Below are 12844 nucleotides of genomic sequence, written 5' to 3'. Positions count from 1 at the left end.
GTACAAAAGTGACTCACGAGCTAATGGCTCGTACTTTTTTCGTGTCGCATTGTGACGACGCTTTTTATAATAGCACGTACTATCTATCAATAGCAATACTTTTTTAAAAAAACTTTCCAAAAAGAGTGAAGCCCTCAAATTTGAGGGCTTCATTTCATCAATTAAATCTGTCTCCAAGGGCTGCGGACAACATTTGTTTGATTACGATCTGGTCCAACAGAGAACGTAGTTAACGGTATTCCTGTCAGTTGCGTGACACGCTCCACATAATGGCGTGCATTTTCAGGTAATTCATCTAATGTTTTTACTCCCGTAATATCCTCAGTCCAGCCTGGCAGTTCCTCATAAACAGGCTCACACTGTGCCAGAACCTTTAAACTGGCAGGATATTCAGTAATAAGTTCACCTTTATAACTATAAGCGGTACAGATCTTTAAGGTTTCAATCCCCGATAATACATCAATTGAATTGAGGGAAAGGTCTGTTAAGCCGCTCACACGACGTGCATGGCGTACAACAACACTGTCAAACCAGCCAATTCGGCGAGGTCGGCCTGTTGTCGTACCATACTCCCGTCCAACTTCCCGAATCTGATGGCCGATTTCATCGTGCAATTCAGTAGGGAATGGACCATCACCAACACGAGATGTGTAGGCCTTGCAGACTCCGACCACATGAGTAATTTTAGATGGTCCGACTCCTGAACCAATCGTTACTCCACCAGCAACAGGATTAGAAGATGTAACAAATGGATAGGTACCTTGGTCAATATCTAACATAACCCCTTGAGCACCTTCAAATAAAACCCGTTTCCCCTCATCCAATGCATCATTAAGGACAACTGATGTATCACAAACATATTGCTTAAATTGCTGGCCATATTCATAATATTCGTCAAGGATTTCTTCTTTCGTAAATCCAGTTGTTTCATAAATACGTTCAAACAAGCGGTTTTTCTCTTCTAAATTACGAACAAGCTTTTCTTCAAAAACATCGCGTTCCAGCAGGTCAGCAATTCGGATCCCGACACGCGCAGCCTTATCCATATAGGCAGGTCCAATTCCCTTTTTAGTCGTGCCGATTTTATTAGCGCCTTTACTTTCTTCTTCCACTGCATCCAGTTTTAAGTGGTAGGGAAGGATGACATGGGCACGGTTACTAATGCGTAGATTATCGGTTGTAACGCCCTTTTCATGTAAATAAGCAAGTTCTGTTACAAGCGCTTTTGGATCAACAACCATTCCGTTTCCAATGACACAAACCTTTTCTTTATAAAAAATTCCTGATGGAATTAGGTGCAATTTGTACGTTTCCCCGTTGAATTTAATGGTGTGGCCTGCATTATTACCTCCCTGATAACGGGCAATTGCCTCGGCATTTTCTGAAAGGAAATCCGTGATTTTACCTTTTCCTTCATCTCCCCATTGCGTCCCAACAACTACTACTGATGACATATAAGGCACCTCCAAATTATATACGCTTTACTGTTTTCCATAGACCAGTTTACCAATTTTTATAGCAAATAGCAAACCAAACACGAACATTTATATAAAAATATATTATTATGTTCGTAAAATATTATTATAGAAGTCTATCAAAATCCCAATTTGTAAATTTAGTGGTTTTTCCATAAAATAGAATTATAGTTTCTTAAAATAATGAATAGGATGTGGAATATGATTATTAAAACCCGGCAAGAACGATTGGAAATAACAATCTTAAGGTCCTTAAATGCACGAATGAGTTTATCAGATAAGGAAGTTACTAACTACTTAATTTTGAAAAAAGGATTCGAAGGGGAGCAAAAGAGTGATGCATGGTTAGAGGGACTTTCCGAGGATTGGCTTATTATTCATGATTTATTACTTGAATATAACAATTCCAAATTTCAAATTGATACGTTACTTATATCCCAAAATAAGATTTACCCTTTGGACATAAAGTATTTTGAAGGTGACTACTATGTAGAAGGTGATAAATGGTATACGTGTATTAAAAAAGAAATAAAGAACCCGCTTCACCAATTGAGTCGTTTTGAAATTATGCTCCGGTCCTTACTCGACGACCTTGGTTATCGTTATCCGCTGGATTCATACCTTATTTTCAATAACCCCGAGTTTCATTTATATCTAACCACTGTAAATACCTCTATTATCTTTCCAACACAACTGAACCGTTTTTTGAAAAAGTTAAATGCTAATGCTAAACCTGGGAAACTGAATAAAGGTCATCTGAAATTAGCCGAACAACTTGTTTCGCTGCATCTTGTAGAGCCGCCTTACCCGCGCTTACCTTCTTACGGCTATGGTCACTTGGTAAAAGGGATTCTTTGTCCACAGTGCTACTCCTTTTTTACTGACCTTTTAGGTGGGCAGCTTGTTTGTAATAATTGTGGCTGGAAAGAAGAGATAGAATCAGCAGTTTTACGAAGTGTAGCTGAATTGCAGCTACTATTTCCTGATCAAAAAATAACCACAAAGGTAGTTCATGAATGGTGTAGGATTATTAAGTCGGAGAAGACTATTAGGAGGATACTTGGTAAGAATTATAAACTAAGTGGACACGGCAAATCTGCAAACTATGTTCTACCGAATGCTTAAGTGCATCAGTTACCCATTTTTTAATTACTGTTACAATTGAAATTCTATAAATAAGGGGGCAGAGGAGTACCATGCTTCCTTTGATTACCGTTTTCCCTATTTTTCAATCTCAACGGGGACCATACGACGGCTATGGTTACCATTGACCCTCTTTTTTTCCCTCAGCGGGCATCATACTAGCCCTATGGTTACCGTTGACCCTCTTTTTCTCCCTCAGCGGGCATCATACTAACCCTATGGTTACCGTTGACCCCTTTTTTCTCCCTCAACTGGCATCATACTAACCCCGTTGACCCCTTTTTTCTCCCTCAACGAGCATTAGTCTCTCACACTAGTTACCGCTCCACCATTTCTTCCACCCAGCAAGTGCACTAATCCTTCGCAACCAACAATAACGAAAAAGGCTAGCCCTCAAAAAAAGCGGGCTAGCCTTAATTTATGCACCTGGAGGATCGTTATACCGTGTCTCGAGGTTGACGAACTTGTTATATTCCTTCACAAACGCTAATGAGACCGTTCCTGTTGGGCCGTTACGCTGCTTGGCAATAATGATTTCAATAATATTCTTATTCTCGGATTCTTTATCATAGTAGTCATCACGATACAAGAAGGCTACGATATCGGCATCCTGCTCAATCGAACCGGATTCACGGATATCGGACATCATCGGGCGTTTATCCTGACGTTGTTCCACACCACGCGAAAGCTGCGAAAGTGCAATAACAGGGATCTTTAATTCACGCGCTAATTGCTTTAAAGAACGTGAAATCTCGGAAACTTCCTGTTGACGGTTCTCACCGGAGCGGCCGTTTCCTAAGATTAGCTGCAAATAGTCGATTAAAATCATCCCTAAACCATGCTCCTGCTGCAGACGGCGGCACTTAGAACGGATATCATTGACTCGAACCCCCGGAGTATCATCGATAAAAATCCCCGAATTCGACAGACTTCCCATTGCCATCGTTAACTTGCCCCAGTCGTCATCCGTAAGGGAACCGGTACGAAGCCGTTGCGCATCAATATTTCCTTCCGAACAAAGCATACGCATGACCAACTGTTCAGCACCCATCTCGAGACTGAAAATCGCAACATTTTCATTTGTTTTCGTCGCAACATTGGCTGCGATATTCAAGGCAAAAGCGGTTTTACCCACGGAAGGACGGGCACCTACAATGATTAAATCATTTCGCTGGAATCCAGCCGTCATTCGGTCCAACTCCGCAAATCCAGTCGAAATACCGGTAATATCACCGACGCGGTTATGCATTTCTTCAATGTTATCATACGTCCGAACAAGCACGTCTTTAATATTATGGAATGCACCGGCATTCTTTCGCTGTGCCACGGCCATAATATTTTTCTCAGCTTCACTTAACAACGCCTCAACTTCATCTTCACGGGAATACCCGTCGGATGCAATGCTCGTTGCGGTACGGATTAATCTTCTAAGTAATGATTTTTCTTCTACTATTCTCGCATAATACTCAATATTTGCAGCTGTCGGAACTGAGGCGGCTAATTCCCCTAAATAACTGACTCCGCCTGTATCTTCGATCAGTTTGGCAGCAGACAGCTCCTCCGTTACCGTTACAAGGTCAACTGCTTTCCCTTGATCATTTAGTGAAAGCATCACATTAAATATCTTTTGGTGGGAAGCACGATAAAAATCCTCAGGAATTAATATTTCTGAAGCTAAAATTAAAGAGGAGGGTTCTAGAAAAATTGCCCCTAAAACAGCCTGTTCGGCCTCTATATTTTGTGGCGGCATTCGATCCGCATATAAGTCATTCATCTATCAAAAACCTCCTATCATGAAGAGGATGATTTATATAAAAATTCAAAGTCATAAACTATCATATCCGGAAAAGAAAAAAGTGACCAGCTAATACCGATCACATGTCGTTGATTACATTTTATATTCTATCATGTTCCACAGCGATTTCGCACTGGGAAAATTTTTATTTTACTTAGGTTAAATTTATTATTTTACTTCGGTTACGGAAACAGTTAGTGTTGCGACAACTTCATGATGAAGCTTAACTGGAACCTTTGTGTGGCCAAGCGTACGAATGGCATCCGCTAATTCCATTTTACGCTTATCAATTTTAATGCCATGTTTCTTTTGTAATTCTTCAGCAATCTGCTTGGTTGTAATCGAGCCGAATATGCGGCCGCCTTCACCGGCTTTAGCAGTTAACTCAACCGTAATTTGATCCAAGACTTCTTTTAGTTTTTTTGCTTCAGCTAATTCTTCAGCGGCAAGCTTTTCCTCCTTCTTCTTAAGTGCATCCAGCGTACTGATATTTGCGTTATTAGCTTCCTTCGCTAAGCCTTGTTTAAGTAAAAAGTTATGGGCATATCCATCAGCCACATTCTTTACTTCACCCTTTTTGCCTTTACCTTTAACATCTTTTAAGAAAATTACTTTCATTCTTTTTTCACTCCTTCAAAATATTCATCAATGGCTAGCTTTAATTTACTTTCCGTTTCTGCGACCGATAAACCTGATAGCTGTGTAGCAGCGTTCGTCAGGTGCCCTCCGCCTTTTAAGGCTTCCATAATGACCTGGACATTGATGTTTCCAAGTGACCTTGCACTGATGCTAATGACCCCTTCGCTGCGCGCTGAGATGACAAAGGAAGCAAGGACCCCGTCCATCGTTAACAAGGTATCTGCCGCTTGGGCAATAATTACTTGATCATTAAACTCATTTTCTGATCCTTTGGCAATGGCAATCCCATCGCGGTAAAAGTTTACAGACTCAATTAACTTTGACCTTCTGATATATGTATCGACATCTTCTTTTAAAAACTTTTGGACTAGGATGGTATCTGCTCCATGTGCTCTTAAATAGGAGGCCGCATCAAATGTCCTTGATCCTGTTCGTAACGAAAAACTTTTGGTATCGACGATGATTCCTGCTAACAGGGCTGTTGCTTCAATCATTTCAATCTTCCCGCGTTTCGGCTGATATTCGAGGAACTCGGTGACTAGCTCCGAGGTCGACGAAGCATAAGGTTCCATGTAAACAAGTAATGGATTAGCAATAAAATCCTCACCGCGGCGATGATGGTCAATGACAACTTTATGGTCAATTTTATTAAGTAGTCGTTCTTCAATGACCATGGAAGGTTTATGAGTATCAACGACAACAAGTAAGGTTTTATCCGTCGCGATTTCAAGTGCCTCATCTGATCCAATAAAGTGGGAGAATAATTGCTCTTGCTGGCGAATCTCTGTCATTAACCGCTTGACCCCATTGTCGATTTCCTGCATATTGACAACGATGTAGGCCTCTTTCTGATTCATTTGCGCCACTTTATAAATGCCAATGCCCGCACCAATTGAGTCCATGTCCGGATTTTTATGGCCCATGATGATCACTTTATCGCTTGCCATAATTAAATCCCGTAAGGCATGTGAAATCACTCGTGCTCTTACTCTTGTACGCTTTTCAATCGGATTGGTCTTACCGCCATAGAACTTCACCTTGCCATTTGAAAGTTTAATTGCCACTTGATCGCCGCCTCTGCCTAAGGCTAAATCCAGGCTCGATTGTGCTAAAACCCCTAATTCCGGCAGGGAAGAAACACCAGTTCCGACGCCAATGCTTAAGGTAAACGACACATTTTGCTGGGAGGTCATTTCTCTGACATCATCAAGAATCGTAAATTTACCTTTTTCCAACTTCTGTAGAATTTCTTCACTAAATACAGCCATAAATCGTTCCGATGAAATTCTTTTTAAAAAAATGCCATTATCCTGGGCCCATTTATTTAGGATAGATGTCACCAGATTATTGATGCTGCCACGCATCTGATCATCCATTCCCTGGGTAAGATCATCATAATTATCTAAAAAGATGATTGAAATGACAGTCCGGTCATTTTGGTACATTTTCTCGATTTCCTTTTGTTCGGTCACGTCGAAAAAGTATAAAAGCCGTTCCTCTCGTTTATGAATGACACGGAATTTCCGTTCATGAAGCGTGATAATTTCTGTTTCCACCTCTTGTTTAATTAACGGAATCAGTGTATCCGCAACATCATACAGTGACCTTCCAACCAAGGTATCCTCATCAAAACAAGAGGCAAGAAACGGATTGGTCCATTCGATGTAATACTCATCATTAATGAGCATAATCCCGATTGGCATCTCCATCAGAGCTTCTTCGCCGACTCTTTTAACCCGGTAAGAAAGGGTCGCGATGTACTCTTCCATTTCTTTTCTTTGGCGACGGTCCACCACAAACATGTAGTATGTCGGGAAGAGCATGATAAACAGCCCGGCTGCACTTATGGTCCAATTATAGAAGGACAGGGCAATGAGCACTACCACTGTTACGCCTATCAACCCATAAAAAGGGTAACGAATCGACCGTTTTTCTAAAAATGCAGGCAAAGTTTTCAGCTCCTAATCGTGATTGTTACTCTTTCTTTTCAAATTGCTTTCGAAAATTAAAGCCTAAATCAGTAATGCCTAATAACATTATTATATAACGGACTATTGGAATCATGAAAGTAAGAATTACTACTAGCACACCAAGTCCCTTTGCAACTGACTTTTTGTAGAAAATAAAAAATAAAAGCGCCAGTCCCTGAAGCAGGATAAATGTCTCTAATATGTACCGGGCGTTAATTAAAGCAGAATATAAGTAAGTTCCCTCTTGCGGGTGAAATAACAGCATCATCCCTAATGCAATTAAATAATACCATAAAAGGCTTTTTGGCAGGGCAAGATTGCGAAAACTGCCCCATGGCTGAACATTTACACCAAACCTTTTGGCGATTGGGAAACAAATCCACTGGGTGATAAAAGAAGACATAATCGAAGCAAAGATCAACGCACTAGGTGCAAGTGTTACCATTTGCTTAAGCATTAAGGCATTTCTCTCTTTTACGATTTTCAATTGGTCTTCTCTGCCCATTGCTTTAAGCATTTCCTCTGAGTTTTTAACCGATTCATTTAACGCTACAGTCAGTTCATGGATAATATCCATTTTCATAAAAGCAACCATGATAACATATGAAATCACGATCCCAGCCATAAAGGTAAGCGAACTGGCTATTAATATAAACGTCCGGCTCTTGCCCTTTTGAAGCAGATAGCCAATAACTACACCTGCTGACCCGTAAATAAACGTTAAGCCAACTCCCATTAAAGAGCCTGCAATAAACGAAATAATAATGGCAGCTACAAAGAAGGCTGAAATCATTTTCAGATCATTTTTTGTAGAAAACATCAGAAACGGCAGCGGCAATACCAAGTTTGTAATCACCCCGAGGGGAGGTACAAAAATGGTTACTAGTAATAGTGCTACAAGGGCTGCCAAAAGAATTGCACCCTCTGTAAGCTTGCGTACATCTTTCACTACTTCACCCCTATATATTAAAGCTACTCTTTATTTTAACGAGATAAGCGGTTCGATACAACCCAGAGTATAACAAAAAGGCAGCAGGGAAGACCCTAACTGCCTTTTTACATCTATTTTTTATTCACCTGCAACAAATGGAAGTAATGCCATTTGACGTGAACGTTTGATTGCAACTGTTAATTTACGTTGGTATTTAGCGCTAGTACCAGTTACACGACGTGGTAAAATCTTCCCACGTTCAGAGATAAATTTCTTAAGTAAATCTACATCTTTATAGTCGATGCGAGTAATACCGTTAGCTGTGAAATAACAAACTTTACGGCGTTTTGCGCGACCGCCTTTACGTCCTCCTGCCATGAAAATTCCCTCCTTTTTCATATTGATGTTATCGTTCATTTAAGGTTGGTTAGAATGGAAGGTCGTCATCGGAAATATCAATTTGACCATTACCTGCAAACGGATCTTCATCCATTCTTGTATAACCTTTATTCGTGTTTTGATTTTGACGTTGATTCTGATTACCGCCGCCATATGGATTACCTTGTGGTTCCATAGGAGGAGCACCGTTATAGTCGTTGTTCCTTCCGCCACCAGAAGAGCCCTTAGGTTCTAAGAATTGAACATTATCTGCTACAATCTCAGTGAAATACTGACGTCTTCCATCTTGCTCGTAAGTACGAACTTGAATTCTGCCGTCTACTCCTGCTAAACTACCCTTTTTCAGGAAGTTCGCAACATTTTCAGCAGCTTTACGCCAAACAACAATGTTTAAAAAGTCTGCTTCACGTTCACCTTGCTGATTTGAAAATTGACGATTTACTGCAAGGGTAAAAGTAGCAACAGCAGTGCCATTAGGTGTGTATTTCAGTTCAGGGTCTTTTGTTAAACGGCCAACAAGCACGACACGATTTATCATCAGAATCAACTCCTTTTGATTTGGTAAAATGTTCCACGTGGAACTTTTTACCAAGAAATTTATAATTTATTATTAAGCTTCTTCTCTAATTACTAAATGGCGAATGATATCTTCGCTGATTTTTGCAAGACGAGAAAATTCTTGTACTGCATCAGCTGAAGATGTTGTTTTAGTGATTTCGTAGTATCCGTCGCGGAAATCGTTGATTTCATACGCTAAACGACGCTTACCCCAATCCTTTGTTTCAGCAGTTTCCGCACCGTTATCAAGAAGAATTGTGTTAAAACGCTCTACTAAAGCTTTTTTAGCTTCATCTTCAATATTTGGGCGGATGATGTACATGATTTCGTACTTATTCATCACAGTCACCTCCTTTTGGTCTAAACGGCCCAATTGGGCAAGGAGCAATTATTCATTACTCACAAGTTGAAATTATAGCATAGTTATTTAACAAAAGCAATCTCATTCACAGGAATGAGATTTTTTCGATAGCACATATAATATGAATGTTGATTTCCGCTCCAGGCACTTCGCTTTCCGCGGGCGGTTCGGGGAGCCTCCTCGTCGCTAAAGCGACTGCGGGGTCTCCCCTGTACCGTGCTCCCGCAGGAGTCTCGTGCCTTCCGCTCCAATCAACATTGTGTCAAAATGAAAACGGGCTTGCTTTAAAGTTATACGTTAAAACGGAAATGGATGACGTCGCCGTCTTTTACTTCGTATTCTTTGCCTTCTAAACGGACTCTTCCAGCCTCTTTTGCTGCTGTATGACTGCCAGCTGCTAATAAATCTTCATATGAAACGGTTTCTGCACGAATGAAGCCACGTTCAAAATCAGAGTGAATGACTCCGGCACATTGCGGTGCTTTCATTCCTTTTCTAAAGGTCCATGCCCGAACTTCTTGCACACCTGCTGTAAAATAAGTCGCTAAGCCTAGTAAGTGGTAAGCCGCACGGATTAATTGGTCAAGGCCGGATTCTTCAATTCCTAACTCTGACAAGAACATTTGCTTTTCTTCACCTTCAAGTTCAGCAATTTCCTCTTCAATTTTCGCACAGATTACGATGACTTCTGCATTATCAGCAGCAGCAAATTCGCGGACCTTTTGCACATATTCATTATCAGTAGGATCGGCAATATCATCCTCACTAACGTTAGCTACATAAAGAACAGGCTTGATCGTTAACAAATGAAGCCCTTTTACCAATTTCGTTTGTTCTTCGGTAAAATCAACTGTCCGCGCTGGTTTCTCGGCTTCAAACGCATCACGGAGCATTGAAAGGACCTCGAATTCAGCCGCTGCTTCCTTATCTTTTTGCTTTGCTAACTTTTCGACACGGTTGATCCGCTTTTCAACAGATTCCATGTCAGCCAAAATCAACTCCAGGTTGATGACTTCGATATCATCGATTGGATCAACTTTACCGGATACATGGGTAATGTTATCGTCAGCAAAACAGCGGACAACTTGGCATATTGCATCTACTTGACGGATGTGGGAAAGAAACTTATTTCCAAGTCCTTCACCTTTACTTGCACCTTTAACAATCCCGGCAATATCGGTAAATTCAAAAGCGGTGGGAACCGTCTTTTTCGGTTGAACAAGTTCCGTTAACTTTTGTAAGCGGGCGTCAGGTACTTCGACGATTCCGACGTTCGGATCAATCGTACAGAAAGGGTAATTGGCCGATTCTGCTCCTGCCTGGGTAATTGCGTTAAATAAAGTAGACTTACCAACGTTCGGTAAACCTACGATACCAGCTGTTAATGCCATTTAGTTCACTCCTCAAAAAAATAAAATCTATTTTAAATTAAAATTAGTTCTGAATATTAAAAGACAAGTCTTTCACAATTATAGGCATTCTTATAGAAAAAGACAACTGCCGCTTATTGGCGGCAGTTAGTTTATTTTTTCAAGATTGACGAGACAATCATACAATGTACTGCCTAAACCGTTATCTGATGGACGGCTTGAGGTCAGGTTATTAACCGACCCGCCGAACCGCTTCCAGATGCCTTCATCGATATTAATCGTGTCCGGATGGGCAGAGGCTGCTATCGCAATATAGCCCTTTACTTCGCCGCGGTCATTCCATACCCTAACCAAATCATCCTTTTGCAAGCCAAGACGATCCGAAATATTTCGGGCAACCTCCACCTTCACTTTTGGTGCCGCTGTGAATAGATGATAGTTCTGTGAGTGATTGGAGCGCAAAGGATGAATGGTCAGCAGATTATATGGATATTTTTCAGCAAGCTGTGGATTTGACCACTTTGACTCTTCAGGTACAGCTAAGGTTAACGGTTTTTGACCAAACCGGGCCGTAAATTCAACCTTACCCGTTGGAGTTTTAAACTTGCGGTCCTGCCAGGGGATCGCTTTTACCGGCAATTCTAATGTATGCTTTTCGATTAAGGCTTCAAGTGATAGACCCTTTGTTTCCAATGCTTGAAAGGCCATTTTAAGGAATTGCTTTCTTGTAAAATCAAAATCTGCACCAAAGCCAAGTCTGTTTGCCAACTCGGTCCAGATCCATAAATCCGGTTTCGCTTCACCTGGTGCCGGGACAAGTTGAGGACCATAATTAACATAATGGTGATACATCGAGGAATAATAAATATCCTCTTCCTCAAAAGCAGTGGTTGTCGGTAACACGTAATCGGCAAGTTGTGCCGTGTCGGTCATAAATTGTTCGATTACCACCAGTGATGCTACTTTTGAGAAGGCCTCCTCAACGACCTTGGTGTCAGGCACCTGAGTCAAAGGGTTCCCACATGTCACAACAATCATTTGAATTTCCGGATTGATTGCATTTAATACTTCTTCTGCTTGCTCCATGATTGAGAATTGCCGAGAATTCTGCCTGCGATTAGGAAGGGTTAACTCCTCAAATACAAAGCTTTGCCCCACTTGAAGGTTGGCATAGTTGGCGCCGCCACCCGCCATACCAATATTTCCGCTCACGGCAACAAGTGCATCAATGAAGCGTATCGTATTGCCGCCGTTCTTATAGCGCTGCAGGCCAAGTCCCATAAAGGTAGACGTTGGTTTATCTGCATAAATATGTGCTAAATTAGTCATTACTTCACAAGGCACTTCAGTCATTTCACTAAGTTTTTCAATTGTAATGCTGCCCAGCAGCTGGACTACATCCTCAAAGCCAATCGTATATTGCTCAATAAAAGCATGATCTTCTAATCCTAAGCGGAGCATTTCTTTGATAATCCCCGCTGCTAATAATCCGTCCATACCAGGTTTTATTGAGATATAGTCATCGGCAATTTTCGCGGTTGCATTAAAGACCGGGTCAATGACAATGAGTTTAGCTCCACGCTTTTTTGCTTCTAATAGCTTTTCATATAAGTGCATATTTGTTCGGGCGACATTTCGTCCCCAAACAATAATATTTTTACTATTGTTTAAATCATTAGGTTCATGGCTGTGTGCATCACCAAAGTCCCACTTTTGTGCTTCAATTCCTGCTCCCCAGCAAAGAGAACCATAGAGCTCGGTGACACCGCCATAGCAATTAAAAAATCGCTGATCGAGGTTTTTCAATAAACCATTATTTGCATAGTCATGACTGTGCAAAACAGCAGTAGACCCGTATCTTTCTTTAATTTCGATTAACTTAGTAGCGATCTCATCAAGTGCCTGCTCCCAGGAGATTTGTTCAAATGTACCGTTTATCTTTTTTAGTGGATGCAATAAACGTTGCTTAGTGTTTGTCCTGGCTTCAAGCATCCGGCCTCGCCCACAAATTTTCCCCCGGGTAATCGGATGGGAGGGATCTCCTTCGACCTGAGTTACCCTATTGTTTTCGACAGTTACATTGAAACCGCAGCTATCCCAGCAATTTAACGGACAAGCAGCCTGACGAATTTGTACCAATTTCTCCACCCCCTATACGGAAAACTCTATTTCTACTTTTCTTATAAATTTGAATACTGTCTGG

Annotated in this window: 11 protein-coding genes; 1 reads left to right on the top strand and 10 read right to left on the bottom strand. The window is 41.1% G+C overall.

Annotated elements, in window-relative coordinates:
- Nucleotides 1-161: 161 nt before the first annotated feature.
- The gene (locus tag BDR01S_RS22995) at nucleotides 162-1454 is read right to left on the bottom strand and encodes an adenylosuccinate synthase (RefSeq protein ID WP_066249083.1); all 1293 of its coding nucleotides are present in this window, start codon (nucleotides 1452-1454) and stop codon (nucleotides 162-164) included.
- 222 nt (nucleotides 1455-1676) lie between these two features.
- Between BDR01S_RS22995 and BDR01S_RS22990 the strand changes: the two genes are divergently transcribed.
- Nucleotides 1677-2600 carry a nuclease-related domain-containing protein gene (locus tag BDR01S_RS22990; RefSeq protein ID WP_066249086.1) on the top strand — a complete coding sequence of 308 codons (924 nt, stop codon included), beginning with the start codon at nucleotides 1677-1679 and terminating at the stop codon, nucleotides 2598-2600.
- A gap of 436 nt (nucleotides 2601-3036) precedes the next feature.
- On the opposite strand, the gene dnaB is transcribed toward BDR01S_RS22990, so the two are convergent.
- From dnaB to BDR01S_RS22945, 9 genes are all read right to left on the bottom strand, one after another.
- Complete coding sequence (gene dnaB, locus BDR01S_RS22985; RefSeq protein ID WP_066249088.1) at nucleotides 3037-4392, bottom strand: replicative DNA helicase; 1356 nt, start codon at nucleotides 4390-4392, stop codon at nucleotides 3037-3039.
- Nucleotides 4393-4581: 189 nt separating this feature from the next.
- Entirely contained in the window at nucleotides 4582-5031 is a 450-nt protein-coding gene (gene rplI, locus BDR01S_RS22980) for a 50S ribosomal protein L9 (RefSeq protein ID WP_066249091.1), read from the bottom strand.
- Nucleotides 5028-7001 (bottom strand): DHH family phosphoesterase, encoded by a 1974-nt coding sequence (locus BDR01S_RS22975; protein WP_066249094.1) that lies wholly within the window; start codon nucleotides 6999-7001, stop codon nucleotides 5028-5030. The genes rplI and BDR01S_RS22975 overlap by 4 nt, the downstream gene beginning before the upstream one ends.
- A gap of 25 nt (nucleotides 7002-7026) precedes the next feature.
- Complete coding sequence (locus BDR01S_RS22970) at nucleotides 7027-7971, bottom strand: YybS family protein (protein ID WP_066249097.1); 945 nt, start codon at nucleotides 7969-7971, stop codon at nucleotides 7027-7029.
- Between the two features lie 120 nt (nucleotides 7972-8091).
- A complete protein-coding gene (gene rpsR, locus BDR01S_RS22965; RefSeq protein WP_066249100.1) occupies nucleotides 8092-8331 on the bottom strand; it encodes a 30S ribosomal protein S18 in 240 nt (79 codons plus the stop codon).
- Between the two features lie 49 nt (nucleotides 8332-8380).
- The gene (gene ssb / locus BDR01S_RS22960; protein WP_066249102.1) at nucleotides 8381-8890 is read right to left on the bottom strand and encodes a single-stranded DNA-binding protein; all 510 of its coding nucleotides are present in this window, start codon (nucleotides 8888-8890) and stop codon (nucleotides 8381-8383) included.
- Nucleotides 8891-8962: 72 nt separating this feature from the next.
- Entirely contained in the window at nucleotides 8963-9250 is a 288-nt protein-coding gene (gene rpsF / locus BDR01S_RS22955) for a 30S ribosomal protein S6 (RefSeq protein ID WP_066249104.1), read from the bottom strand.
- Between the two features lie 311 nt (nucleotides 9251-9561).
- A complete protein-coding gene (gene ychF / locus BDR01S_RS22950) occupies nucleotides 9562-10662 on the bottom strand; it encodes a redox-regulated ATPase YchF (protein WP_066249106.1) in 1101 nt (366 codons plus the stop codon).
- Between the two features lie 126 nt (nucleotides 10663-10788).
- Nucleotides 10789-12780, bottom strand: coding sequence for a molybdopterin-dependent oxidoreductase (locus BDR01S_RS22945; RefSeq protein WP_066249108.1), 1992 nt, complete (start codon nucleotides 12778-12780; stop codon nucleotides 10789-10791).
- Between the last annotated feature and the right edge of the window lie 64 nt (nucleotides 12781-12844).

Source organism: Neobacillus drentensis NBRC 102427 (genome assembly GCF_001591445.1).
Classification (GTDB): domain Bacteria; phylum Bacillota; class Bacilli; order Bacillales; family Cytobacillaceae; genus Neobacillus; species Neobacillus drentensis.
Note: the sequence above shows the minus strand (reverse complement) of the source record. Positions and strands in the feature narration are given on the sequence as shown.

What these genes read in the sequence shown, in the direction of transcription:
- BDR01S_RS22995 (WP_066249083.1), bottom strand. Translation starts at nt 1,454, where the DNA reads ATGTCATCAGTAGTAGTTGTTGGGACGCAATGGGGAGATGAAGGAAAA.
- BDR01S_RS22990 (WP_066249086.1), top strand. Translation starts at nt 1,677, where the DNA reads ATGATTATTAAAACCCGGCAAGAACGATTGGAAATAACAATCTTAAGG.
- dnaB (WP_066249088.1), bottom strand. Translation starts at nt 4,392, where the DNA reads ATGAATGACTTATATGCGGATCGAATGCCGCCACAAAATATAGAGGCC.
- rplI (WP_066249091.1), bottom strand. Translation starts at nt 5,031, where the DNA reads ATGAAAGTAATTTTCTTAAAAGATGTTAAAGGTAAAGGCAAAAAGGGT.
- rpsR (WP_066249100.1), bottom strand. Translation starts at nt 8,331, where the DNA reads ATGGCAGGAGGACGTAAAGGCGGTCGCGCAAAACGCCGTAAAGTTTGT.
- ssb (WP_066249102.1), bottom strand. Translation starts at nt 8,890, where the DNA reads ATGATAAATCGTGTCGTGCTTGTTGGCCGTTTAACAAAAGACCCTGAA.
- rpsF (WP_066249104.1), bottom strand. Translation starts at nt 9,250, where the DNA reads ATGAATAAGTACGAAATCATGTACATCATCCGCCCAAATATTGAAGAT.
- ychF (WP_066249106.1), bottom strand. Translation starts at nt 10,662, where the DNA reads ATGGCATTAACAGCTGGTATCGTAGGTTTACCGAACGTTGGTAAGTCT.